The sequence below is a fragment of the Klebsiella sp. CN_Kp088 genome (assembly GCF_040064335.1).
Classification (GTDB): Bacteria; Pseudomonadota; Gammaproteobacteria; order Enterobacterales; family Enterobacteriaceae; genus Klebsiella; species Klebsiella aerogenes.
In genome coordinates, this window is sequence record NZ_JBEAIQ010000001.1 from 285,838 (window position 1) to 310,622 (window position 24,785).

Genomic DNA, 24,785 nt, shown 5'->3' on the forward strand with positions numbered 1-24,785 from the left:
CATGAAACAAACCGAAAAAGAGTGGCGCGACTGGCTTCGACAGATGGAGCAGATCCTCGCCCTGGAACTGGATGAATCGCGCCGAGCTGAGCTGCTGGCGCAATTTCGCCGCATTGCCGATATGGCTGAACCGCTGATGGCCTATCCGCTCGATCAGCGTCTGGAAATCGCCGGAGTGTATAAAGCATGAAGCTACATCAGATGACCATTGCCGGGATCCAGCAGTCGCTGAGTCGCGGTGAATTTAGCGCCAGAGAGCTGGCTCGCCAGACGCTTGATGATATTGCGCAAAGTAACCCACTGCTCAATGCCTGGACGACTGTCACCGGGAAACGGATGCTCGACGAAGCGGACGCCATTGATGCCCTACGGCGCACGAATCAGCCGCTACCTGCGCTGGCAGGCATTCCCTACGCGGTCAAAAATCTGTTTGATGTCGCGGGAGAAACCACCCTCGCCGGCGCCCAACTGTTCAGCAATAACCCGCCTGCCCGCGTCGATAGCTGGGCGGTAAGTCAAATCCAAAGCGCAGGCGGCCTGCTCAGCGGGATGCTGAATATGGACGCCTATGCTTACGGTTTTACCACGGAAAACAGCCACTATGGCGCGACGCGTAATCCGCACGATCTTAACCGCATTGCTGGCGGATCCTCCGGCGGCTCAGCGGCGGCGGTCGCCGCCGGGCTGGTTACTTTCTCGCTCGGTAGCGACACCAATGGTTCAATCCGCGTTCCGGCATCCCTGAGCGGGATTTTTGGTCTCAAGCCAACCTTCGGCCGTCTGTCGCGTACCGGCAGCCACCCTTTTGTTCCCAGCCTCGATCATATTGGTCCGTTTGCTCGTACGGTAGAGGATTTAGCCACAGTCTACGATGTTCTGCAGGGGCGAGACGTCAACGACGGGTTTCAGGCCGAACGCGGCGTCGCCCCAGCTACGCCGCATCTGCGATATGGCCTCCAGGGGCTGCGTTGCGCGGTTTTAGGCGGCTATTTCAGCCGCTGGTGCGATGACGATGCCCGCGCGGCGGTGGCTCGGGTCGCCCGCTATCTCGAAGCCTCTGAAGAGTATCTCTTCCCCGAGGCGGAGCTGGCGCGCGCTTCTGCTTTTATCATTAGCGCTTCTGAAGGCGGAAACCAGTACCTGCCAGCCTTACGGCGTGAGCCGGAGCGCTTTGAACCGCACTCGCGCGAACGTCTGCTGGCGGGAGCGATGATCCCTTCCGCCTGGTACCTGCAGGCGCAGCGCTTTCGTCGCCACGCTCAGCAGCAAGTCGCGTCGCTATTCACCCATGCCGACGTGCTCATCGCTCCGGCAACACCGTGCAGCGCCACGCTTATTGGCGAGCAGACGATGGAGATCAACGGCGAGTCTTTACCGATACGCGCCAGCATGGGCATGCTTACTCAACCAATCTCCTTTATCGGTCTGCCGGTGGTGACCGTCCCGCTACGTACCGCGACGGGGCTGCCTGTCGGGGTGCAGTTAATTGCCGCGCCGTTTAATGAACAGGCTTGTCTGCGCGCCGCCTATGCGCTGGAAGCGATGGGAATGACCGATTCCCGCCCGGTGGAGGTTGCCGCATGATCGCGTCGCAAGAAATCAATCTTCCGCAAGTGGTCGCCGAAGTTACGGCGGCCTTTTATCGCTATGAACAGGCGCTGGTGAGTAACGATATCGCAGTGCTGGATGCGTTGTTCTGGCACGATACGCGCACGGTTCGCCTCGGCGCCGGGGAGAATCTTTATGGTATTGATGAGATCCGCGCCTTCCGCGCCGCGCGCCCCGCCGCAGGGCTTGCACGGGAGCTACGCCATACGGTGATCACCACCTATGGGGAGGATTATGCGGTATGCAGTACCGAGTTCACCCGTGAAGGTAGCGAACGTATCGGCCGTCAGCAACAAACCTGGGTTCGGTTTGCCTGTGGCTGGCGTATCGTTGCCGCACAGGTTAGTTTGATGGGACATTGATGCCGTTGTTTGTCGTCCCCTGCTTGCGCTGCGCTTAGCAGGGCTACCAACTCACAATGGCACGGACCGTAGATACTGTTATCGATTTGCAACTTTTTTAAGAGGTTTTCCCGGACGCGGCGCGTTGCGCCTTCTCCGGGCTACCAAATCGCATTGTGCTGTAGCCCCGGTAAGCGGCAGCGCCACAGGGGATTTTGAGATCGCTAGCACCAGTAGTGTCAGTCATCATGGTGAATAAATTAAAGGCAGGCCGCACGGACCGTAGGTCGGGTAAGACGTTAGCCGCCACCCGACAAAATAACGGCGCAATGGGCCTGCCGCTATGGCTGGTACGGATGCACCTGCCGCCAGTGGTCGGCAATCTGCTGGCGGGTACAAATCCACACGCGCTCATGCTGCTGCACGTAATCGAGAAAACGTTGCAGAGCGCGAAAGCGTCCGGGGCGGCCCAGCAACCGGCAGTGCATGCCGATAGACATCATTTTCGGCGACGTTTCACCTTCCGCGTACAGCACATCAAAGCTGTCTTTCAGATAGGTATAAAACTGTTCAGCGGTATTAAATCCCTGAGCGGTGGCAAAGCGCATATCGTTAGCATCGAGCGTGTAAGGCACGATGAGATGCGGTTTACGCTGCCCGTCGGCGCAAGGCACTTCCGTCCAGAACGGCAAATCATCGCCATAATAGTCACTGTCGTAATCAAACCCGCCATGTTCCACCACCAGTTGCCGGGTGTTAGGGCTATCGCGCCCGGTATACCAGCCGGTGGGCGGTTTGCCAAACAGGTCGGTCAGCACCTGCACCGCTTTATGCAGATGGTCACGCTCCTGTTCAATCGCCATATGCTGATAGTGGATCCAACGCCACCCGTGGCTGACCACATCGTAGTTGGCCGCTTTGATCGCCGCGACGATATCCGGATGACGCGCCAACGCCATCGCCACGCCAAATACCGTCAGCGGTAACCCCCGCTCCTGAAAGGCATGATGGATACGCCAGAAACCCGCGCGGCTGCCATATTCATACAATGAGTCCATCGACATATGGCGATCGGGATAGCTGGCAGCGCCAATGATATCGGAGAGAAACTGTTCAGAACCCGCATCGCCGTGCAGGACGTGATTCTCGGCGCCTTCTTCGTAATTCAGCACAAACTGCACCGCGATACGCGCCTGGTTTGGCCACTGCGCGTGCGGCGGTTTTCCCGCGTAGCCGCGCAAATCGCGCGGATATAATTCTGCTGCAGGTATCATCTCCCACCCCTTCATTTAATCATTAAACACGGCAAATTTACCGCTAAGCGTTTTACGTTCCGGATAAGCTAAATCGCCGTGCTTGCTGGTTGTCAGGCCTAGCGACACCAGAGATTCGACCATCTTCACCGCCGCGCTGACGCCATCAATAACGGGTACCTGAAGTTCCCGGGTCAGTTGCTGCGCCAGGGTCGCCATGCCGCCGCAGCCCAGCACGATAGCGCCGCAGCCATCCTCCTGTAGCGCCTGAATACAGCGGGCGCGTACTTTTTCCTGCGCCACGCCGCTGCCATCTTCCAGCGCCAACACCGGTAGATCGATCGCATGCAGACCGGCGCAATGCTCATGGAAACCATACTGATGTAGCAGATGGCGAGCGATAATCAGCGTGCGCGGCAAGGTAGTGACCACCGAGAAGCGGGTAGCGACCAGCGTCGCCATATGCATCGCCGCTTCGGCAATACCAATAACCGGCCCCTGGGCCAGTTCACGGGCGGCAAGTAACCCCGGATCGCCAAAACAGGCGATAACGTGCCCGGAAACGCCCTGCTGCCGCCCGGCTTTTATTTGCTCTAGCACGCCGACGGCGGCGATGGCTTCGTCAAAATGCCCTTCAATCGACGGCACGCCGTCTGGTGGACAGACTGCGACAATATCGGTTCCTGGCGACGCCGCGGCGCGGGCCGCCTCGGCGATAGTTTGCGTCATACCGGGATCGGTATTGGGATTGATGACTTGTATACAGATGGTGGACATTACCGCTCCTTATAGCCGGCAAACAGCCGGGCGAAATCGGGGACTGACTCCCCCGTGCGGGAAAAACATAAACTGGCGACGATGTGTTCAAAGTGATGATTTAGCGCCTCGGTCAGCGCGGTCAGCGCTTTTTCGCGTAACAGGCCGACAAGGCGCTCGTGGTCATCGCAGCGGCACCCTTGCCGCCACGGCGCGCCCCAGGCGGCAATCACCAGCGATGAGCGTTGACTGAGCCGGGTGACCATCTCCGTTAGCACCTGGTTGCCGGAAATGGCCTGTAACTGAATATGAAAATTAGCGGAATGGCGGATAGCAGCCGGGCCATCATAGGCCTCATGCGCCAGTTGCTCCTGCTGAATAATGGCTTCCAGCGCCGCCAGATGCGGAGGCTGGCAGCGTTGAAGTACATCCGGCAGATTCGCTACTTCCAGTAGCGCGCGGGTGCGGAATATTTCCCGCGCCTCGTCAACCGTCGGACTGGCGACCTGTGCACCACGTTTGGGCGTTAATGTCACCATTTGCACAGCGGCGAGTCGTTGCAGCACTTTACGTATCCCCGTGCGGCTGACGCCGAACACCTCCGCCAGCGCCTCTTCCGGCAATTTGCTGCCAGGCAGCAGTTGTTGCTCGACAATCGCGGTCAGCAAGGCCTCGTAGATAGACTCATCCTTGTCATGCAGTCCGGCTGCGGCCTGCAGCGGATTTTCATTGCCCATTGGTCCACTCCACTTTCCATTTTGATATCAAATCGTATACATAAAATAAATATTTTGTATACAAGATTAACCATTCTGGCCTGAATCCTGCAACGCCTTCCGCTATCAACGGCACAACGTTTGTCTTCAGAGGAGCAGGATCCATGCCAAATACACAAAACACGCATCAGCTCAACGCCGGAGACCCGGCATCAGGCTACAGCCCGCGTCTTTGCAACGAGGATCTGGCGCCGACGCGCGAGCAAAACTGGAACTGGTACAACATTTTTTCTTTCTGGATGTCGGACGTGCATAGCATGGGCGGCTATGTGGTGGCGGCGAGTTTCTTTACGCTGGGTCTGGCGAGCTGGCAGGTACTTATCTGCCTGTTGGCCGGAATTGTTATCGTCCAGCTTTGCGCCAATCTGGTGGCCAAACCCAGCCAGATTGCCGGCGTGCCCTATGCGGTCATCTGCCGTCAGGCGTTCGGCGTCTTCGGCGCCAATATTCCAGCGGTGATACGCGGGCTGATTGCTTTCGCCTGGTACGGGATCCAAACTTATCTGGCTGCGAACGCCTTAATGCTGGTGCTGCTGAAGTTCTGGCCCTCGCTGGCGGCAATGACGCAAACGTCATTGCTGGGTCTTTCATCGCTTGGCTGGATCTGTTTCGCCACCATGTGGCTGTTACAGGCGATGGTGTTCTGGCACGGCATGAGCGCGATTAAACGCTTTATTGATATCGCCGGCCCGGCGGTATATGTGGTGATGCTGGCGCTGGCGGGCTGGATTGTATACAAGACAGGCCTCGACGGTATCTCCTTTACCCTCGCCAGTAAGACGCTGACCGCCGGTGAGCAAAGCTGGCAGATGATCACCGCCACCGCGCTGGTGGTCTCCTACTTCTCCGGTCCGCTGCTTAATTTTGGCGATTTCTCCCGTTATGCCAGAAGCATGGGCGAAATTCGCCGCGGCAACCGCTGGGGGCTGCCGTTTAACTTCCTGCTGTTCTCGGTGGTGACCGTAGTAATCGTCTCCGGGACGCAATCTTTATTTGGCCGGATGATCACCGACCCGATTGAAACGGTGAGCCATGTGGGTAACGATCTGGCGGTGGCCATCGGCCTGCTGACCATGATCACCGCCACTATCGGCATCAATATTGTCGCCAACTTCGTCTCGCCGGCATTTGATTTTTCCAACTGCGCGCCGCACAAAATCAGCTTCCGCACCGGCGGGATGATTGCCGCCGTCGGCTCGATACTGCTCACCCCGTGGAATCTGTTTAACTCCCCTGAGCTTATCCACTACACCCTGGATGTATTGGGAGCGTTTATCGGGCCGTTGTTCGGCATTCTGCTGGTTGATTTCTATTTGATTAAACGCGGACAGGTATCGATCGACGATCTTTTCGATGATACCCCGAAAGGCAAATACTGGTACCGCAACGGCTTTAACCCGAAGGCCATCGCCGCGCTGCTGCCCTCGGTGGCGGTCGGCCTGATTATCAGCTTTATTCCCGCTCTGCATGAGGTGGCCAATTTTAGCTGGTTCATCGGCGTGCTGTTAAGCGGCAGCCTGTATCGCTGGATTGCCCGCGACGAGCGGCAGGCCGCTTCCTCCGCCCGCTTTACCCCCGGCGCGCTGGCGCAGAAAGAATAATCCCGCCCGGCCGCGGTGCCTTCCGCGGCCTCCTGGCATTAAATTTGCAATATTTGCGCAATAGCTATCAACCTACTTATATAAGGCGGCAACATGCTGGAATACCACACCGCGCTACGCGGTGCGTTTTTTGATATTAGCCAACCCGCCGCCAGCGCTGACGATATCGCCCGCTACGCGCGATATATTGATGATGGCGTGCTGTTTATTTACGCCGGGAAGATTCAGGCGCTACTGCCATGGCAGGAAGGCGAAGCATTACTCGATCCACATAAAGGCTATCGCGATCTGCGCGGTAAACTGCTGCTACCGGGGTTTGTCGACGCCCATATTCATTATCCTCAAACCGAAATGATCGGCGCCTTTGGCGAACAGCTGCTGGAATGGCTGACCACTTATACCTTCCCGGTGGAAAGCCAGTTTGCCGATGAACGGTACGCGGCCGATATCGCCCGTTTTTTTGTCAACCAGTTGCTCAGCCATGGCACCACCACCGCGCTGGTGTTTTGTACGCTTCATCCTGCGTCCGTGGAGGCCCTGTTTACCGAGGCGTTGCGCCTGAACATGCGCCTGCTGGCCGGTAAGGTGATGATGGATCGCCATACGCCGGAGTATTTAACCGAAACCGCCGAACAGAGCTATCGCCAGACCCGCGAACTGATCCAGCGCTGGCACCAGCGAGGCCGTCTGGGCTACGCTATTACGCCGCGTTTTGCCCCCACCTCCACACCGGAACTACTACAAGCAGTTCAGCGGCTGCGGGAGGAGTTTCCTGATACCTGGCTGCATACCCATCTCAGTGAAAACCTTAATGAAGTTGCGTGGGTAAAGCAGTTATGGCCGGAGCATGAGCACTATCTTGATGTTTATCATCACTATCAATTGACCGGAGCGCGCAGCGTCTTCGCCCATGGGATCCATCTGGCGGAGAAAGAGTGGCGGTGTCTGCATGAGACCGGTTCGGCAATCGCCTTTTGCCCGACGTCAAACCTGTTTTTAGGTAGCGGGCTATTTCGCCTGCCCGCCAGCTGGCAACATCAGGTCCGGATCGGCATCGGCAGCGATGTTGGCGCCGGGACCACCTTCAGCCTGCTGCGTACCCTCGGCGAGGCCTATAAAGTGGCGCAGCTACAGAGCTATCGCCTGCGCGCCAGCGAAGCGTTTTATCATGCGACGTTGGGCGGCGCGCACGCGTTACGCCTGGATGACAAAATTGGTAATTTCCAGTCGGGAAAAGAGGCCGATTTGGTGGTTATCGACCCGGCGGTGACGCCGCTACAAAAGCTGCGCGGCGCACGCTGTCATGATGTCTATGAGCAGCTGTTCGTATTGATGACCTTAGGCGATGAACGAAACATTAGTGAGACCTGGGTCAATGGCCAACAGGTATGGTGTAACGAAGGCTGAACCGCTGCCCGGCGCTTCATTCTGACCGGGCGGCGGACTCAACTTAACTTCCGCGATAGGTCGACCAGCCGCCGGGGGCAATTAAAAACGGCAGATGAAAATGGTCGTTGTCCTCGACGGTGATCATAAAATCGATCTGCGCCTGCCGGTACAGGGTCTGACGACCATCGCGCGCAAACCACGATTGCAGTTCGGCCACCAGCTGATAGTTTCCGGGACGCAGTTGTCCCGTCGCCAGTTCGCCCAGACGGCCATGGCTGTCCGTCACGCCTGACGCCAGGCTGCGCCCTTCGCATATCAAGGTGACCGCCACGCCTTGTGCAGGCTTGCCGGTAGAAATATCAAGAATATGGGTGCTCAGGGTGATCATTCGCTAATAACTCCCGCCAGTCTGAGTAAGGTGATTTCACGTAATTGTTCCAGTGCCGCTTCAATTTCCTGCGCGTCATTATGGGTCAGCCGTTGGGTCAGCGCCTGCAGGATCTCGGCGGCGCTGCGCCCTTTGGCGCGGATCAGAAACACGCGGTCAAAGCGGGCTTCGTAACGGGCGTTCCCTTCTTTCAGCGCCCGAGCGATATCGGCATCATCGGCATTAACCTCCGCCTGCTCCTGGCGAGACAGCGCGGCATGCGCTTCCCCGCCCGTCGGCTTTTCCCCGATCCGCGGGTGGGCGCAGAGCGCCCGCGCCAGATCTGCCTCTCCCCAGTGCTGCATCAGTTGTTGCGCGCGGTCTGTTAAGGCCGTCAGTGTGGCATAGGGCCGCTCCAGCGCCAGCGCTTCGCGCCAGGCGGGGAGCGCCACGCAGGGTTCGAGCAGTCGCAGAGCTTGCGCCTGCGGCAACTGATTAAAGTGGTTGAGTGTTATCATCATTGCTCCTTGCCGCTGCCGTCATGGCGGCTTTCTCTTGCGGAATAATCAGATTCAGTACAATCGCCACCAGCCCGCCGCTGGTGGCCGCAGATCCAAACAGGTTACCGATGATGGGCGGGAAATGGGCAAGGAAAGCGGGAACCGCCTCAATGCCGAGGCCAAAACCAAATGCCAGGCCCACAATCAGCATATCGCGGCGGGTTAGCGGGTTCTGGGTGATAATGCGGATCCCGGCCGCCACGACACAGCCAAACATGACCATCGTCGCGCCACCTAACACCGGCGTGGGGATCTGGCGTAGGATCTCGCCGAATGGCGGAAACAGCCCAAGCAGAATCAGCAATACGCCAATATAACGCCCGACATAGCGGCTGGCGACGCCGGTCATCTGGATGACGCCGTTATTCTGTGCGAAGGTCGTATTGGGAAACGCGCAGATCGCCGCGGCGATCAGGCAGCTAATGCCATCCGCGAGGATCCCGCCTTTCAGGCGCGAATGAAACGCGCCGTCATCGATGGCCTGTTTTGAGATCAGGCAGTTGGCGGTTAAATCGCCGACGGCTTCAAGAATGCAAACCAGCGATACCAGCGCGACCGGTAAAAATATGGCGCTATTAAACTGAAAGCCAAAAGGAAATATCGCCGGCAGACGAAACCAGCTATCGCCGATCGGCGCCAGATGAAATTTTCCGCTCAATGCGGCGGCAATACAGCCCACCGCCATGCCGATGACCACCGACGATAAACGCAGCCAGCGGTTTTTCGCGCAGCTCAGCACCACGATAATCCCTAACGTTATGCCGCCCAATGCGATATTGCCCGGGCTGGCGAAATCCTTCGCGTGCTCGCCGCCGCTCCAGTTAATAATACTGACCTTTATCAGGCTAATGCCGATCAGCGCAATGACGCTGCCGGTAATAATCGGGGTAAAAAGTTTTTTCAGCGGTTCGATAAAGCGGCTGACGACGACCGGTACCAGCGCGGCAACAACGTTGACGCCAAACAGCATGGCCATAATGTCCTGCGGGCCGCCTCCCTGCGCTTTCACCCACATGCCGCCGGCAATCGCTACGCCGAGAAAAGCGAAGCTGGTGCCCTGCATACAGATCATCCCCGCACCGATCCCCCAGACGCGGTTAGCCTGCAGAAAGGTGCCAATCCCGGAAGCCATTAGCGACATACTAATTAAATATGGCAGCCATTCGCCAAGCCCCAGCGCGGCGCCAATAATCAGCGGCGGCGTAATAATGCCGACCAGCCCTGCCAGCACGTGCTGTAAGGCGCTAAAAAAAGCCGGCAGCGGCGGGATGCGCTGCTCCAGGCCATAAAGCAGGTTGCTGTTCTTTTCATCAGACATGGGGTCACCGTCTCGTCGTGGATAAGCGTTCACGATGTAGTGCACAAAGCAGGCCACATTGCTTATTCCCTCTATCTTTATCCACGTAACAATCGCTTTATCTTTTATTTATCAGCGAAATAGCTAAATTAAAGAGCGGGTATTCTGTAACGATCGTTGGCGCGGGGCGCTGAAACTTTTGATTCCTTAATTCATAAAAAGAAATCTTTGATTCATAAAAAGGCAACATAATCGCAACTTTGCCCTCCTTTGGTGCATCTCCCCGCCATCACCCGTCCGTTTTCCGCTGATTTCGCAGGTTCTGCTACCTGGTATGCAAATTGCTGAACCCCTTAAACAACACACCTAAGGGGAAGACAATGAAAGCAATCGTGATTGGCGCGGGAATCGGCGGGTTGAGCGCCGCGGTGGCGCTACGTAATGCAGGCATCGCCTGCGAAGTGTTCGAAGCGGTAAAAGAGATTAAGCCGGTTGGCGCCGCGATCTCTATCTGGCCCAACGGCGTCAAGTGTATGAACCGCCTGGGGATGGGCGAGATCATCGACGCTTATGGCGGCCCGATGCATTATCTGGCGTATAAGGAGTATCAACACGGGGAAACGCTCACACGGTTCAGTCTTGCGCCGCTGGTTGAACGTACGCAGGGCCGCCCTTCGCCAGTGTCGCGAACGGAACTTCAGCGTGAGATGCTTGATTTCTGGGGGCGTGAGCAGGTGCAGTTCGGCAAGCGGGTCACCCGCGTGGAAGAGCATACCGACGGCGTCACCGTCTGGTTTACCGATGGTAGCGAGGCGCACGGCGATATGGTCATCGCCGCCGACGGCAGCCATTCGGCACTGCGGCCATATGTGCTCGGCTATACGCCGGAACGCCGCTATGCTGGTTACGTCAACTGGAATGGTCTGGTCGACATTGATGAGTCCATTGCCCCCGCCGATCAGTGGACGACGTTTGTCGGCGAAGGCAAACGCGTGTCGCTGATGCCGGTGGCGGGCGGACGCTTCTACTTCTTCTTCGATGTGCCGTTGCCGGCCGGGTTAGCGGAAGATCGCCTCACCCTGCGCGACGATTTAACCCGCTACTTCGCCGGCTGGGCGCCGCCGGTGCAAAAGCTTATCGCCGTACTCGACCCGCAGACCACCAACCGGATAGAAATTCACGATATTGAACCTTTTGATAAGCTGGTGCGTGGCAAGGTGGCGCTACTGGGCGATGCCGGGCACAGCACCACGCCGGATATCGGCCAGGGCGGCTGCGCGGCGATGGAGGACGCGGTCGTGCTGGGTAATGTACTGCGCGACAATAGCGATATTGTCACCGCGCTGCGCCAGTATGAAGCATTGCGTTGTGAACGGGTGCGTGACCTGGTGCTCAAAGCGCGTAAACGCTGTGATATCACCCACGGTAAGGATATGGCGTTAACCAAAGCCTGGTATCAGGAACTGAAAACGGAAACTGGCGAGCGTATTATCAACGGCTTGTGTGAAACCATTCAGGGCGGGCCATTAGGCTGAGAGTGAGCAGCGCTACGCATCTCCTCCATCACCAGCGTTAGTTTTTGAATCGCCATTTGCGCCGGACGAGATAGCTGGCGCGATGGCGCGGTGCATAGCGCCAGAGTCAAAGGTCGCAGCAGCTTATTACGTAGCGGCACAAACGCCAGCAAACCGTTGTTTACCTCGTCCTGCACGTCCAGCAGGCTCAGGACCGTCACCCCGCCGCCTTTAAGCACCAGCGATTTAATCAGACGAATATCATTGCAGCTAACGGTGTTGGGCGGCGAAAAATCATAATGGCGATAGAGCATTGCCACCCGGTCATGCACTATTAACGGCGCGCCGGGAATAATATGCCGTTCATCGCTAAGTTCCCCCAGCGAGATCGCGGGCGCGGCGGCAAAAGGATGGTGCGGATGCAGTACCACCCCGACTTCCATTTCAATAAACGCCAGTACGTTGAGACCCGCCTGACCTTCAGGATCGAGGATCAGACCAAAATCGACATCGGCCTGACGCACTCTGTCGCTGATGCTCTGGCTATCGGCGACCTGCAACATCAGTTCCAGCCACTCGCACTGGTTGATAATCTCTGCCAGCGCCGCGGCAAAACTCCCTTCGGCCAGCGCCTGCACCATACCGACACTCACCGTTCCGCGTTTTAGCCCCTGCAGTTCATCAAATTTCTGTTGGGTCACGCGAAACTCTTTTTGCCAGCGCAGCAGATTGTCATACAACAGCTCGCCTGCGGTGGTCATCCGCAAACCTTCCGGCAGCCGTTCAAACAGCGGCGTGCCGAAGGACGCTTCAGCCTGCAGTATCTGGCGGTTAATCGCCGAAGCCGAAATATGCAGTTTTTCCGCCGCCCGGCGCAGGCTGCCGCTGCGGGCCACTTCCATAAAATAATGCGCAAAGCGCGAGAAAGGACTCATCGGTTACCTGTACTGATTTTTGCAACGGATAGCTGAATTAATGCTGATGGATGTCAACACCCTACTATGGCAACAATAAACTCACAACAATTAAACAATCAACTTAGCCATCAGGAAGCAAGACGATGAACAGACAACCGCTCGCGCCCCCCGCGCATTGCACCTTTGAACCCCAGGACTGGCTGCGGCTGGCAAAATGCTGGCATCCGGTGGCGCGCAGCGCTGATATCGGCCCGCAACCAGTGAAAGCCACCCTGCTGGATGAAAAACTGGTTATCTATCGCCTGCACGAACGAGTCGTAGTCGCCCGCGATGTCTGTCCCCACCGCGGGGTACCATTGACGTTAGGTTTTCATGACGAAGAAGGTATCATTTGCCCTTATCACGGCCTGCGCTTTGGGGAAGATGGCCGCTGTAACCGAATCCCCTCCAGCCCAAATCAGCCGATACCGGCGAAATTAAATCTGACCTGCTACGCGGCGGAAGAACACTATGGTCTGGTGTGGGTGTGTCTCGATTATGATGCTGACAATCCCCCGCGGTTACCGACCATGCCGCACTGGGCAGACGACGGATTCCAGCAACTGACCTGCCCGGCGTTTGAGGTCAATGGCTTTGCAGGCCGTCAGGTTGAAGGGTTTCTTGATGTGGCGCATTTTGCGTGGATCCATACCGACACCTTCGCCGATGCGGAGAATCAACAGGTTCCTGACTACCTGCCTGAGGAAACGGAAAACGGGTTTGTCGTCGACTACTGGAGCACGGTCGGCAATTATCCGGCAAGCGCCGGTTACCGGGCTCCGGAGGGTTTTCAATGGCTGCGTCGCTTTGAGATGCATTTGCCCTTTACCGCCACCCTGACGATTCATTTTCCCGGCGAAGCCCGGCTGGTTATTATGAATGCCGCCTCGCCCGTCTCATCACGGGTCACGCGGATGTTTGCCCCAATCGCCCGCAATTTCGACCTGCATGTGCCGGTGGAGGAGGTCTACGCCTTCAACCTTCGCGTTTTTGAAGAAGACCGGCTGATGGTCGAGAACCAGCGCCCGGAGACGCTACCTCTGGATCTTACCCTGGAAGCACATATTCCAGCCGACCGTAGCTCAATTGCCTACCGTCGCGGCTTGAAGCGGCTGGGTTTCGGTGAGTTTTTCCTGGTCTGAGCAAGGAGTTATACGATGAGTACTCTAATTGAGGTGGTTGTCGATGGTCTCTGGCGTGAAGGAGAACATAATCTGGCGGTCAGGCTGGTGACGCCTGACGGCGACCCATTACCCGCATGGCAGCCCGGCGCCCATATCGATCTGCACCTGGCGAACGGTGTGACCCGTCAGTACTCACTCACCGGCAGCCACCGCAGGCTGGAACGTTATCTGATTTGCGTGGCGCGATCGGCAGAGTCGCGCGGCGGTTCGCGCTACATCCATGAGACGCTGCGACCGGGTCAGAGGCTGATGATTTCGCTACCACGAAACCAATTTGCCCTGCAGACGGCGCGACACGTCACCCTGATGGCCGCCGGGATTGGCATTACGCCGCTGTATAGCATGGCCCGGGCGTTAGCGGCGCAAGGAAAGCCATTTACCTTACAGTATTACCTCAACCGACGGGAAAACGGCGCCCTGGTAGCCGCGATTGCCCGCAAGCTGGCACCTGAAAACGTGAGGATTTATAGCTCAGCTAAAGGCGAGAGCCCGCGAGAAAATCTGGCTGGCAGATTGCGCGCTCCTCACCGTGAGGAGCGGATTTACGTGTGTGGTCCGGCGGGATTTATGGCCGCCGTGCGCCAGGCGGCGGCCATACAAGGCTGGCAGGCTGAGCAGATCCATGAGGAGGCGTTTCAGGCGTCAATGCCCGCCAACGACGTTCGGCAGGAAGAGACGTTTACGGTAACGCTCGCCTCTTCTGGCCAGCGCTGGCCTGTCGCCGCCAATCAAACCATCGCGCAGGTATTGCAGGAAAATGGTGTGGCAGTGCCGCTCTCCTGTGAGATGGGGATTTGCGGCGCCTGTCTGACCAGGGTGGTTGAGGGAGAGGTGGATCATCGTGATACGGTGCAGTCAGCAGCAGAAAAATGCGCCATCGTGCAGCATGTCGCGCTGTGCTGCTCCCGCAGCCGCAGCACGAATTTGCTTATTGATTTATAAAATAAGGCCAGGCTAAAACTGGCCTGTTGCCGCCCTTTTCTAACGTGAAGCGCGGCGCAGCGTCTGGCGCTGAATATTAAGCTGTTTTCGCCAGACCCTGTTATGTAGATAAAGGGCGTTTGCACGGTAAAAAGTCTGGCTATTAATGCATCGGATACCGCCTAAAATGAATACTAGCCCCAGCACGGCGCTAATGAGAAATCCTGGTTTTAGTCCGGCGCCGAATAATGCCCCCAGGCAAACAGAAAGAAAATAAACAATCGCAACCAGACCGCTAAAAGCCATCAAAGCCAGTGATAATTTAAGCGCCAGAAAATTGCCTCTGGCAACGAAGTACATCGTCAGTACCATTATCAGACTATAAATTAGCGATACAGGCACAATCGCCGCCATCACGGCATACTGCGGCAGCCCAAATAGCTCGAACACCGCCAACCAGAGATAAGGTTGAGCCAGGGCAAAAGCGAACATGCTCAGAATCATAGCCCCTACCAGCGGTATTCCTGACATATGCCAGCCGACCGGTATACCCATCCGGTCTTTTAATCTGTCTTTAAGCTTTTCAAGCTGCTGCGGATCGTTAGTGTCCATTTTTCGAGAAACAACGGCACTTAAAATAAGGTTTCTGGTAATATATTTCATGATTATTATTAATGAGTTCCCAACAAGGAGAATGACTGAATAAGGCCAATGGCATATTGTGTTGAGGCCCTCATATTTTGCGGATTACGGATTGTTCCAGTCATGGCGCTACCCGCAAATGCGGAGGTATTCACTACCGCCGTGGTTAATTCACGTTGTAAGCTTCTCTGTAAGGCATCAGAAGGAAAGCGTTTGGGATAAAACCCTGCACGCATAGCGGCTTTAATTCCTGTATTCGATATTCCAGGGTTTTGCGCACGAATAATTTCTTCCGTAATTCGGCGACGTTCCGCACGGTTTAGCCCTTTAAGCCAGGTTATCACATTCGTTGAAGTGCTAGCTTTCATCATCTTATATGTTTCTATCGTGCTTCTCAGCCCAGCTCCGGCACCCGCAAGCGAAACAATATCTAATGCGGTACTTGTTGCCACATACCATGATTCGCTGTCGAGCCATGTGACTACATCATCATGATCTGTTGCAATCAGGGTAATACGACCTAAACCAATAAAACATTGCGCGACTGTAGCTACCGTTCCCGCAGTAATAATCGCAGCAACAACACCGGATGCCCCTGCGGTTATTGGAACGGCGGCACCTGCGCCGACAGCCAAAACTCCCGTTACGACAGCCGCACCGCATGAAATAGCCGTTGAGGTGATCTCGTTTGCCAGGGATGGCGTCTGAATCGTATGATTTAGTGCTTTGGTGGCATTATATGCCGAAGGTTGAGCATTTATTCGGGTAACGATAACGTGGGTGACGGTGCTTTTATTTTCCTGAGCAATATTTCTGGACGGTCTAACAAGCCACTGCTGGCTACCGTCAGAATAAATAATACCTGCATGGTTAAAATCTCGGGAACAATCCAATTGATTGGCCAGAGCCTTAAAATCAAAATCATTGCCTGAGGTCAGTCCCAGACTCCTTGCAAAACCATAATCGGGTAAATTGTTTTTTGCAAACTCTCCAGGCATTGTCATTGATTCTCTCCATGCATATGGGCATCTATTTTATGCCCTAAAGGTTAATTGCTATAGAAATATAAAAATTCAGGATTATTCCGAATGGCCGTTGTTACTCCACTTACCCCATCGCCTGGGACATCAGGCTAAACAGACGTACATCATAGCTGTGGCGGCAAATATCCCCCTTCACCATTGCCAACGGCCGATCCGCCAGCGTGAACCCGTTTTGCCCAAGCCAGTGGGTAAACGATTCATGCTGGCCTTCCGGGCAATCGAGGCGCACAAACTCGCCGGCAAGCGTCGTCAGAAAACTAGCGCATAACGCCTGCGCATGATCGCTTCGGCTGGCCACCACCGGCCCGATTACATAGCCTCGGCCCATGCGGCGACAGGCGGCCCAGGCGCAAATCTGCTCCTGGCTATTGCGGATAACGGCAAGGTGCGTGTTGGCCAGCAGCCAGCGGATAAGACGCTCTCGTTGGGCGCCCCAGGCCTTGCCATCCAACAGAGCTAGCTGTGATATATCGGCGACCGTCGCGGCAGAGATGCCGATGCCCGAAGAAGCAACGGCAGGTAATGCGTGGGCGTGCCATTGCTGGAGAAATCCTGCCGGACGGAAACCAAACTTACGATATAACGGTTCTCCGGCAGGCGTGGCGTGCAGTTGGATAGTGCGGCTGCCCAGCCTCTCTAATTGAGCGGCAAAGAGCTTCTTGCCAAGCCCTTTACCCTGCAGCTGTTTAGCCACCAGCACCAGGCCGATAGTGGCGTAATGTTGACCCCAGCGCCAGCATAGCGTCGTGCCACAGAGTTCGCCTCCTACTTCCGCCACAATACCCTCACCTAGCGTGAAGGCGCACAGCCAGTCTTCACGACGATGCGGCCAACCCATCTGCTGGCTAAGCATCAGGCCACCGCTAATATCGGAGGCCCGCATTTTTCTCAACACGATTGCCATCTCCCGGTCACCCCTCAGTTGGCGGCGGTGAACTGGCGCGGCTGGCGTTTTCCTGCGATAAGCGCCAGAAATCATGCCCGGCGGGATACTGGTAAAGACGCAGTGAAAACTGCCCGGCCACGGCGGTAATGTATTCAAAAATAGCAGACTGGGTGTTCTCGTAATCCATCCACAGCGTCGAGGAGGTAAAGCAGTAGATTTCCAGCGGCAGCCCGGACGGCGACGGTTTTAACGTTCGCGCCACGATGTACATATCTTTAATGATATCTGGCCGTTCGGCGAGATAGCTCATCAGGTAATGGCGAAACAGCGTCAGGTTAGTCAACCCGTTATCAATAAACCAGCGATCCGCGACGCCGCCCGGATCCCGGCCATCCAGTAATTTACTGAGCGGCTCACTCACCCCACGGATTGCCAGCATCGGGGTTAACATCTCCTGATTCAGAAAGGTTACCGAGTGCTGATCGATATTAATACTGCGCATGATCCTTCGTGCGCCGGACGAGAACATCGCCTGCCAGTTGGTATACGTTTCTGTAAGGAAATTCTTGGTCGGAATACGCGAAATGGTGTTGTCCCAGTTACGGATAGTAATGGTATGCAGCGCGATATCCGTCACTTCCCCGCTCAGGTTCTTGTCTGGCATTTCGATCCAGTCGCCCAGTTGCAGGACATCGTTGGACGATAGCTGGACGTTGGCCACCAGCGACAGCAAGGTATGTTGAAACACTAACATCAGCACCGCCGCGACGGCGCCGAGGCTGGAAATGATAATCACCGGTGATTTATTCGACATCACGGCGAGGATCATAATCGCGGCCAGAATGTGAACTAAGATTTTGCCTATCTGGATATAGCCTTTGATGGAGTGGTTTTTGCGCTTGGTCTTACGCAGATAAGAGCTATTGACGATATCCAGCATTTCGTTGAAGAAGATCGACAGAAAAATAAAAAACAAAATTCCGCAGATGGTATTAATCGCCGTTACCAGCGATGCCGGCATATTGGGCATAAACTGCAGAACATAGTAGACGATAATAACCGGAATGAAGTTTGACAGTTTCTCGGCGATACGGCGGTCTTTTTCCAGCGGTACGTCCTGTTTATGGCTGGCGAAGAACACCTTGCGTATCACTTTAATCAGCAAAAACTTGCACAAAAGATGGGCAAAGATGCCGGAGACGACCAGCAGAATAAGGTTAAAGCCGATCGCTAATGCCGGATTACTTTCAATAAACGTCAACAGATGATTCAAATACGCCATGCGTTATCGCCTGAATAAATATGCCCTTTTGTATTAGCCCTTCACTCTCGGCTATTAATACAAAAATTTAACCAATGTGCATCATGACATGTCAAAGCCGGATAAGTCCACGCTTTGCGCGGGTGATCACATTCATTGTATAAATATGTTCATTTGCATTAATGATGCTCTGCGCCCACTATTAAGGGGCCCGAAATGAGGACATATCAACTCCAGGAGGAAACATGTTCAAAGCACTTGCCGCCATCGTCGCACTCACCGCATCCGCCAGCGTTATGGCGCAAAGCGATGTTACGCTGACTTCACTTGCCAAAGATAATGCGACCAAAGCGTCGTTCAGCCAGATGGTAAAAGACCATAAGCTCCCGGCTTGGGTTAACAGTGGTGGTACCGGATCCCCGGCACAAACCGTGAAACTGGGATCTGAATCCTGGCAGGTATTAAGCGCCTGTAAACCACACGATTGTGGAAGCGAACGTATCGCCGTGATCTGGTCTGAAAAATCCAAACAGATGGCGGGCGTCTTCTCAGTGGTTGATGAGAAAACATCGCAAGAAAAACTGACCTGGCTTAACGTCAGCGATGCGCTGTCGATTGATGGTAAAACCGTGTTGTTTGCCGCGCTGAGCGGCAGCCTTGAAAACCATCCTGACGCGTTTAATTACCCACAATAAACAAAATCCCTGGCTATCCGTTGATAGTCAGGGGTTGCTCACCGCCTTTACCACTCCCTATTTGCGCTGCCGGCGTAGTTTGCCCGCGAGAAGAGCCAACCGCTGGCTACGACAATAAATCGTGAACAGCACGAATCCCTGGCGGTTAAATATTAGCCGGCAACACAGTAATGCCAGCGCGGCGAACGCCAGCGGCCAGAGACTTTCACCTGCGCTGACCATCGCTCTCAACGCTTGCGCCGCCGTTGACGCTGAGAGGATTAGAAATAGCGCCAGAAATCCCTTCAGCCCGAGGGTATAACCGCGAGCCAGCAACACGCCGCTGGTCAACAGAACAATAACCACCACTAGCGCTGGTACAAAGAAACTCGCTACCCGTATCGGCGCAGAGAATGACGGGAACGTCTGCAAAAATGGTAGCAGATTGAATGCAAAAGCCACTAAGAACAGTGGGAATAGCGCGGCGACCGGAAATGGGTTTTGCCGGGGACGTTCGCCAGGTGGACGCGAAAAGTAGCGTTCAAGTTCTGGCGTGGAGTGATTCAGTGAGGTGCCGTCCCGGCGCGCAATAGCGCGGTCTATCTCCCGGCCATGCTGCAGGAGATCGTAAAAAGGCTTCCCGAGAATGATGTTCAGGTATGGCATCTGGAACGTGTTTCCTACGGCGCCAGCATCAATACCTTGAACTGGCTGGGGACGATGCGCATACCGACCGCATTTGTCGAATTTTGCAGGCTAACGCTGGTTAGACGCGTCGCCGGCGTGCCTTTTAACAACACGGTAAATGCACCGGTCAGATGACGCGACGGCCCCATCACCGTACCTGACGCCACCCCGGTCGCCACGCCGGGGTTATCGCCGTTGGTGAGCGGCGTCACCGTCGCCATATTGTGCGCGGGCATGCCCATAAACAGAATATTGAGCGCGTTAGGGATCGCCGTCGGCCCCAGCGCGATGTCCGGATAGGGAATCGGCGTCGGCGCTGGCATCGGGGTCAGACAGACGTCGGGGAAGGCTAAATCGACCCCGAATAGCTGGCAGTTAGCAAACATGATTAGCTCCTTAACCCATATGGATCTGTTCTGAATCGACTTTGGTAATCGCTTTTGAGGTGATAACCGTATTGTGCGCATGCAGGCGGGCGTAATCTTCCGCTTTCATATCCAGCTGCCCGGCGCGCACCTGCTCGGTCTGCCGGGTAGTGCGCAGCAGATTGTGGCTAATTTGCGTCACCGTTTGCCAGACCGATTCGGCGCGTTTGCCTACAATACGTGACAGTGTCACCCATGCCGAGAGCTTATCGCCGCTGTAGTTCATCTCGCTGATATGGCAGTCCCCCTGCGCGGCATTGACGCACAGGCGCTGACCGCTGAGGCTGAGTTCCCCCTGACTTTGAATATGCAGGTCACCCGGTACGCTGAGCTCCGCCTGGCGGCTTTCATCACGCTCCAGCACCGCTAACAGCCAGATCTGGTTGTCCACGCTGCTGATGAGTACGCGATCCCCAGCCTGCGGCGCGATCAGACAACTGACCGCTCGCCGACAGTGCCAGCCGCGCCCTTCGCTCTCGACGGTCACGCTACCGTCGGCAAAGCAATGGGTCACCGTGCCGGAAGCCTGCGCCGGCGGCATCACCGCCTGGGCCAGTTTGTGATTAATGGTTGTCATCTGTTGTCTCCTTAACAACGGCTGTGGCGCTGGGCGCTCCACGCCTCAGCGGCTAATAACTCTTCATCGTATTCCAGGATCCCCTGGCGGCCAGTAAACAGCGCTTCGTCCTGGCGGGCGCGGTGCAGTCGGGTGCGGGAGAAGGTCGCGCCGCGCAGATCCGCCTGGCGCAGGTCGGCGGCGGAAAAATCGCTCCACGTCAGATCGCAGAGCGCGAATCGCGCCCCGGCGGCCTGAACCTGCTGTAAAACGCTCTGGAACAACCTGCTCTGGCTAAAGTCGGCCTGCTCCAGTATCGCGCCGACAAATATCGCCTGGTCGAACAGGCTGCCGCGACACTGGGCACCGCGCAGATCGGCCTCCATAAACAGCGCCTGGCTGGCGTTCACCTGATTGAGCTCTGCTTCACGCAATGACGCGCCTTTGAAATTGCACTGGGTTAGCTGGGCGCCGTTAAACTTCGCGCCGTCCAGCGGACAATCGGTGAACTGGCAGCCGGTAAAACCCTGCCTTGAATAGTCTTTGCCGCGCTGATCGCACTGGAAAAACACCAGCCGGTCGCACTGCATTCCGTCCAGCGCGGTGTCCCGCAAATCGATATGGTAAAAGGTGGTCAACAGGCCGCGGCTTTGCGCAAAGCTGGCGTGAGTCAGATCAGCCTCATAAAACACGCTGCGTTCCAGCGTTGAACCGCGAAAACGGCTCCTGCTCATCTGGCAACGCATAAACTGGCTGCTTTGCAGCGTCGTCGCCGAGAAATCGCTCTCTTGCAGGTCGCACTGATTAAACACGCAACTATCAAGCGTGGTTTCGACGGCCTGAAGATGGGCCATTTCACACTGATTGAAGGTCGTCTGCTTAAGTTGGGCGCCTTGCAGCTGCAGGTTCTGCAGCTGGCACTCGGTAAACAGGGTTTCATGCAAATTGGCATTTTGCAGATTAGCACCGCGTAGCGACACCTCCTGAAACAGACCGCCGGAGAGATCGCAGCCCTGCAGGTTGATACCATCCAGCGATATTTCATTGAGTGGCTCGCCGTTTTTGATGCGCTGAACGATCTCCTCCGGGCTCAGTATCGTCATATCACTTCTCCATCGCGCTTCGGCAGGGTTTTAATGCGTTTGGTCCATGCGCCGTCCAGCCGCGTGGTTTTACTGGTAAAGGATTGTGAAAGATCGGCGCGGAACAGATTGGCGCCTTCGAAATTAGCTCCGGCAAGCTGGCTTTTTTGCAGCAGCGCGCCCATCAGGTTGGCGTCGGTAAAATCGGCTTCGCGAAAATCGGTGCGAACAAACAGACTGCCGACCAGATTCGCGCGTATAAAGCTGGCATCGCGACAATCGGCCTCACTCAGATCGCTGTTTTCGATTTTTGCCAGCGCAAAGCGCGCGCCCTGTAATGGCGTCTGGCGTAAATTGCTCTGCTGCAGCGTCGCGTGGCTGAAGTCGGCTCCGATAAGTGAGCTTTCCGACACCGCAGCGCTGGCTAGCCATGTTGCAGCGCTAAAATCAGCGCGCTCCGCTATGGTCTGCACCAGCGAACAGCTTTCCAGCGTCGCCTGATGGAAAATGGCATGCTCCAGTTCAGATTGTAAAAACGAGCATTTGTGCAGCCGTGCGTGGCTGAAATCAGGTTGTGCCAGCGTCAGTTCCATAAAGACGCAGCCATCCAACTCGGCGCGATGAAAACGGCAGTCAATCAGGCTGATTTCCTGAAGGATCAGCGTTTTTAGCGTCGCGTTATCGAAAATGCATTGCGCAAACAGCGCGTTCTGTAGCTGACTATCTTCAAAGCGAGCGCCGGTGAAGTCGCTTTGATGGCACTCCGCCAGTACCAGGCTGGCGCCGCTAAAATCACAGTTACGCAGCGACGAATGCTGTAGCTCCGTTCTGGCCAGCACGGCCCCCTGAAAAGAGGCGTTATCCAGCTGACAGTGGCTGAGGTCCGCGCATTCCAGTAACGCCTTTTCAAAATTGGCGCCGCGAAAATCCATGCCGGAAAAATCAACGCCGGTCAGATCCATCCCGCTAAAATTGCCGCCCTGCGCCATGGTACGCTCGGCGCGTTGGCGCAGGATCATCGCCAGATCGCCCTTCAGCCGGACCGCCGGCGGCTGATGCTGCACCGCGGCCAGGTACATCTGATGTAGCGCCTCGCGCGTTTGCGCGCGCTTTTTCTCGCTCAGTTCCTGCTGGTGCTGATGCAGCATCTCCTGCATCCGGTGCATGGATTCGGGGCCGCGCGGTTGGCTTTCATCGTTATTCAACTGCGGATAGTGCGCCTCCATCTCACGCTTGCGCTGTTGTGCATCATTCTCCATTTCCTGCGCCTGACGCTCCATGTCGGCGATAAACTCCGGCAGGTCTTCAAGCTTAGGCAACGTGGGTTCGTCGATATCCGCCAACAGGCTATCGATATCACCGCCGCTGGCTTCAATGGCGGCGCGGTGCTGTTCACGCAGCAGACGAGCGCGGTTTTTCATATTCACCTGCTGCGGACTCGGCGACTGTTCAATTTCATTGTCGATCCACGGGCCGATGGTCTCTTCCGGTATGAGATCTTTTTCACGAAAGGAGAAGAGCGCGCCCTTCTCTTTATCCATTCGCTGGGCCAGTACCTTGCGATAGTGATTAAGCGAACGGGCGGCGCCCTCTTTTTCCAGCGCCGGGATCAGCTGCAGGATGTCGGCGGCATCGTCTTCATTGATACGAATGTGCCCCTGCCAGATAAGCATCATCTGTTCCCGATGGGGAAAGAACCATACCGTGGTGGCGCGTAAGGCAATTTCTTCAAATAGCGTTTCATCCGCGCGCTGGCGATGAATAAAACAGCGAGCCTGCCACGGCGGCAACTGGCCCTCCTGCATTGGTTTCTCAGGATTCATATTCCAGATCCGCCATTTCGCCCCTGGCGGCAAGGTATCCCGATCCTCCCACCATTGGTCCGGACTGGCGGCGTTAAAGACTTTCCAGTCAATATCGCGGGCAAACCCGGGAAACTCCTGTTGTAGCCAACTGGCATCATATTTTTTGCCCATTCGGCTAAAGCGCCGCGGCCACTGGATATCCAACGGGCCAAAACTTGCCGGCTGCGGTTTCTGCTGCGGCGAGCTTACTCTTCCCTCCAGCGGTTCAATATTCGGCAGAGGATGATATTCGCGCCCCTGCTGTTTTACCGGTGCGACACCAAGCCCGTGCGGGTTGTCGGCATAATCACCGCCGCCAAAGGCGCGGCTCCAGTCGAGGCGCATTTCGCTAAACGGCTGCGGTCGGGTCATACGTTGCCCCGTCCACTCGCGATCGCCGAACACCACCAACGACTTACTCAGTTTGTCGATATCGATGCGCGCCACGCAGGCGCTTTTTTCCTGCTGATGATGGGTATAGGCAAAACCGGTGGCAAGAAATTCGGCGCGGACTTTAGGGATGGCCATATCCACCACGCCGCCGCTGGTTTGTAGTTCGTCGGCGGCAAGCTGCCACAGTTCCATCTCGGGGCGCAGCTGCGGGTTTGGCCCCATATCCGTCAACGCCAGCACCGAAACGCCAAGATAATTTTTGCCCTGCCAGCGGAATGGCCGGTTCAGTACGCTCAGGCGTAAGGGTTTAATGATTTTCATAGGAGGTCTTTGTACGTTGCTGAGCAATCAGTGAAATGAGACTCGTGCATGGGAAAATAGCGGGATTACAAAAAAAGCGGCCTGTCGTATAGCGCAATTCTCTGCGGGTTCGCCGGATCGTATTTAATCGTTGTGCCATTACCCGGCTTAAAACGTTCAATGTCGCTGAAATTCAGGGTGTGATTCAGGCTAGCTTGAACTTCCACCTGCTCGCGGGTCTTAAATTTAAAGGTGATACGATAGATCGGTTTACTTCCGCTCCAGGCGCTGGTCTGGTGTGCGGCAATGATATCTGCGTTGACCGCAATCCCGGATTGCAGGACCTCACTGTGGGTGAAACTATCCTTTAAATACGGGTAAACATCCTGATAAAGAAAACGGGCCATGGGATAGATACCAAACACCAGGACAATCAGCCCCATGACGACAAAAAAGAGTATATCCATAG

At 55.9% G+C, this 24,785-nt stretch carries 25 protein-coding genes and 2 pseudogenes; 9 read left to right on the plus strand and 18 right to left on the minus strand.

Annotated elements, in window-relative coordinates:
• The first annotated feature begins 1 nt into the window (after position 1).
• From hpxX to hpxZ, 3 genes are read left to right on the plus strand one after another with little or no spacing between them, the layout of a single operon-like run.
• Positions 2–190 carry an oxalurate catabolism protein HpxX gene (hpxX, locus tag ABLV08_RS01395; protein ID WP_032708053.1) on the plus strand — a complete coding sequence of 63 codons (189 nt, stop codon included), beginning with the start codon at positions 2–4 and terminating at the stop codon, positions 188–190.
• On the plus strand, positions 187–1,584 hold the full coding sequence (locus tag ABLV08_RS01400; RefSeq protein WP_267984168.1) for an AtzE family amidohydrolase: 1,398 nt from the start codon (positions 187–189) through the stop codon (positions 1,582–1,584). Before hpxX ends, ABLV08_RS01400 begins: the two co-directional genes overlap by 4 nt.
• The gene (gene hpxZ / locus ABLV08_RS01405; protein ID WP_015705418.1) at positions 1,581–1,970 is read left to right on the plus strand and encodes an oxalurate catabolism protein HpxZ; all 390 of its coding nucleotides are present in this window, start codon (positions 1,581–1,583) and stop codon (positions 1,968–1,970) included. Before ABLV08_RS01400 ends, hpxZ begins: the two co-directional genes overlap by 4 nt.
• A 320-nt stretch (positions 1,971–2,290) precedes the next feature.
• On the opposite strand, the gene puuE is transcribed toward hpxZ, so the two are convergent.
• From puuE to ABLV08_RS01420, 3 genes and pseudogenes are all read right to left on the minus strand, one after another.
• Complete coding sequence (gene puuE / locus ABLV08_RS01410; RefSeq protein WP_015705419.1) at positions 2,291–3,223, minus strand: allantoinase PuuE; 933 nt, start codon at positions 3,221–3,223, stop codon at positions 2,291–2,293.
• Positions 3,111–3,979 (minus strand): annotated as a pseudogene (locus tag ABLV08_RS01415) (aspartate/glutamate racemase family protein); the annotation flags it as partial. The pseudogene ABLV08_RS01415 and the gene puuE, both read right to left, overlap by 113 nt.
• Positions 3,979–4,695, minus strand: a complete 717-nt coding sequence (locus ABLV08_RS01420; protein WP_154105093.1) for a GntR family transcriptional regulator — start codon at positions 4,693–4,695, stop codon at positions 3,979–3,981. The gene ABLV08_RS01420 and the pseudogene ABLV08_RS01415, both read right to left, overlap by 1 nt.
• A 143-nt stretch (positions 4,696–4,838) precedes the next feature.
• Between ABLV08_RS01420 and ABLV08_RS01425 the strand changes: the two genes are divergently transcribed.
• On the plus strand, positions 4,839–6,335 hold the full coding sequence (locus tag ABLV08_RS01425; RefSeq protein ID WP_154105092.1) for an NCS1 family nucleobase:cation symporter-1: 1,497 nt from the start codon (positions 4,839–4,841) through the stop codon (positions 6,333–6,335).
• Positions 6,336–6,428: 93 nt separating this feature from the next.
• Positions 6,429–7,742 (plus strand): guanine deaminase, encoded by a 1,314-nt coding sequence (guaD, locus tag ABLV08_RS01430; RefSeq protein WP_042897439.1) that lies wholly within the window; start codon positions 6,429–6,431, stop codon positions 7,740–7,742.
• A 43-nt stretch (positions 7,743–7,785) separates the two neighbouring features.
• Here guaD and uraH read toward each other — a convergent pair whose 3' ends face one another.
• From uraH to ABLV08_RS01445, 3 genes are read right to left on the minus strand one after another with little or no spacing between them, the layout of a single operon-like run.
• Positions 7,786–8,112: a hydroxyisourate hydrolase gene (gene uraH / locus ABLV08_RS01435; RefSeq protein WP_154105090.1), complete on the minus strand. Its 327-nt coding sequence runs from the start codon at positions 8,110–8,112 to the stop codon at positions 7,786–7,788.
• Entirely contained in the window at positions 8,109–8,609 is a 501-nt protein-coding gene (gene uraD, locus ABLV08_RS01440; protein WP_077203478.1) for a 2-oxo-4-hydroxy-4-carboxy-5-ureidoimidazoline decarboxylase, read from the minus strand. Before uraD ends, uraH begins: the two co-directional genes overlap by 4 nt.
• Positions 8,587–9,969, minus strand: coding sequence for a nucleobase:cation symporter-2 family protein (locus ABLV08_RS01445; protein WP_154105089.1), 1,383 nt, complete (start codon positions 9,967–9,969; stop codon positions 8,587–8,589). The genes uraD and ABLV08_RS01445 overlap by 23 nt, the downstream gene beginning before the upstream one ends.
• Before the next feature lie 359 nt (positions 9,970–10,328).
• Between ABLV08_RS01445 and hpxO the strand changes: the two genes are divergently transcribed.
• A complete protein-coding gene (gene hpxO / locus ABLV08_RS01450; protein ID WP_129242696.1) occupies positions 10,329–11,483 on the plus strand; it encodes an FAD-dependent urate hydroxylase HpxO in 1,155 nt (384 codons plus the stop codon).
• Here the strand turns inward: hpxO and hpxR are convergent.
• Complete coding sequence (hpxR, locus tag ABLV08_RS01455; RefSeq protein ID WP_063410345.1) at positions 11,462–12,397, minus strand: LysR family hpxDE operon transcriptional regulator HpxR; 936 nt, start codon at positions 12,395–12,397, stop codon at positions 11,462–11,464. The genes hpxO and hpxR overlap by 22 nt on opposite strands.
• 125 nt (positions 12,398–12,522) lie before the next feature.
• Between hpxR and hpxD the strand changes: the two genes are divergently transcribed.
• Together hpxD and ABLV08_RS01465 are read left to right on the plus strand one after the other, a co-directional pair.
• Positions 12,523–13,560 carry a molybdenum cofactor-independent xanthine hydroxylase subunit HpxD gene (gene hpxD, locus ABLV08_RS01460; RefSeq protein WP_149270834.1) on the plus strand — a complete coding sequence of 346 codons (1,038 nt, stop codon included), beginning with the start codon at positions 12,523–12,525 and terminating at the stop codon, positions 13,558–13,560.
• Between the two features lie 15 nt (positions 13,561–13,575).
• The gene (locus tag ABLV08_RS01465) at positions 13,576–14,544 is read left to right on the plus strand and encodes a PDR/VanB family oxidoreductase (RefSeq protein WP_348855465.1); all 969 of its coding nucleotides are present in this window, start codon (positions 13,576–13,578) and stop codon (positions 14,542–14,544) included.
• Positions 14,545–14,583: 39 nt separating this feature from the next.
• Here ABLV08_RS01465 and ABLV08_RS01470 read toward each other — a convergent pair whose 3' ends face one another.
• The 5 genes and pseudogenes from ABLV08_RS01470 to ABLV08_RS01490 form a co-directional block, all read right to left on the minus strand.
• The gene (locus ABLV08_RS01470; RefSeq protein ID WP_223575721.1) at positions 14,584–15,186 is read right to left on the minus strand and encodes a hypothetical protein; all 603 of its coding nucleotides are present in this window, start codon (positions 15,184–15,186) and stop codon (positions 14,584–14,586) included.
• An 8-nt stretch (positions 15,187–15,194) separates the two neighbouring features.
• Complete coding sequence (locus ABLV08_RS01475) at positions 15,195–16,169, minus strand: hypothetical protein (protein ID WP_015705429.1); 975 nt, start codon at positions 16,167–16,169, stop codon at positions 15,195–15,197.
• Between the two features lie 103 nt (positions 16,170–16,272).
• A complete protein-coding gene (locus tag ABLV08_RS01480; RefSeq protein ID WP_049053210.1) occupies positions 16,273–17,112 on the minus strand; it encodes a GNAT family N-acetyltransferase in 840 nt (279 codons plus the stop codon).
• 7 nt (positions 17,113–17,119) lie between these two features.
• The gene (locus ABLV08_RS01485) at positions 17,120–18,034 is read right to left on the minus strand and encodes a mechanosensitive ion channel domain-containing protein (RefSeq protein WP_223575718.1); all 915 of its coding nucleotides are present in this window, start codon (positions 18,032–18,034) and stop codon (positions 17,120–17,122) included.
• Positions 17,956–18,376 (minus strand): annotated as a pseudogene (locus tag ABLV08_RS01490) (hypothetical protein). The gene ABLV08_RS01485 and the pseudogene ABLV08_RS01490 overlap by 79 nt, the downstream one beginning before the upstream one ends.
• 224 nt (positions 18,377–18,600) lie before the next feature.
• Between ABLV08_RS01490 and ivy the strand changes: the two are divergent.
• Positions 18,601–19,050, plus strand: coding sequence for an Ivy family C-type lysozyme inhibitor (ivy, locus tag ABLV08_RS01495; protein ID WP_047038528.1), 450 nt, complete (start codon positions 18,601–18,603; stop codon positions 19,048–19,050).
• 57 nt (positions 19,051–19,107) lie between these two features.
• Here ivy and ABLV08_RS01500 read toward each other — a convergent pair whose 3' ends face one another.
• The 6 genes from ABLV08_RS01500 to ABLV08_RS01525 form a co-directional block, all read right to left on the minus strand.
• Complete coding sequence (locus ABLV08_RS01500) at positions 19,108–19,695, minus strand: hypothetical protein (protein WP_045360869.1); 588 nt, start codon at positions 19,693–19,695, stop codon at positions 19,108–19,110.
• 14 nt (positions 19,696–19,709) lie between these two features.
• A complete protein-coding gene (locus ABLV08_RS01505) occupies positions 19,710–20,102 on the minus strand; it encodes a DUF4150 domain-containing protein (RefSeq protein ID WP_015366584.1) in 393 nt (130 codons plus the stop codon).
• A 10-nt stretch (positions 20,103–20,112) separates the two neighbouring features.
• The gene (locus tag ABLV08_RS01510) at positions 20,113–20,718 is read right to left on the minus strand and encodes a DUF3540 domain-containing protein (protein ID WP_015366583.1); all 606 of its coding nucleotides are present in this window, start codon (positions 20,716–20,718) and stop codon (positions 20,113–20,115) included.
• Between the two features lie 11 nt (positions 20,719–20,729).
• A complete protein-coding gene (locus tag ABLV08_RS01515) occupies positions 20,730–21,800 on the minus strand; it encodes a pentapeptide repeat-containing protein (RefSeq protein WP_042897422.1) in 1,071 nt (356 codons plus the stop codon).
• On the minus strand, positions 21,797–24,337 hold the full coding sequence (locus ABLV08_RS01520) for a DUF2169 domain-containing protein (RefSeq protein ID WP_047056845.1): 2,541 nt from the start codon (positions 24,335–24,337) through the stop codon (positions 21,797–21,799). Before ABLV08_RS01520 ends, ABLV08_RS01515 begins: the two co-directional genes overlap by 4 nt.
• A gap of 65 nt (positions 24,338–24,402) precedes the next feature.
• On the minus strand, positions 24,403–24,783 hold the full coding sequence (locus ABLV08_RS01525) for a DUF3592 domain-containing protein (protein WP_047038512.1): 381 nt from the start codon (positions 24,781–24,783) through the stop codon (positions 24,403–24,405).
• Between the last annotated feature and the right edge of the window lie 2 nt (positions 24,784–24,785).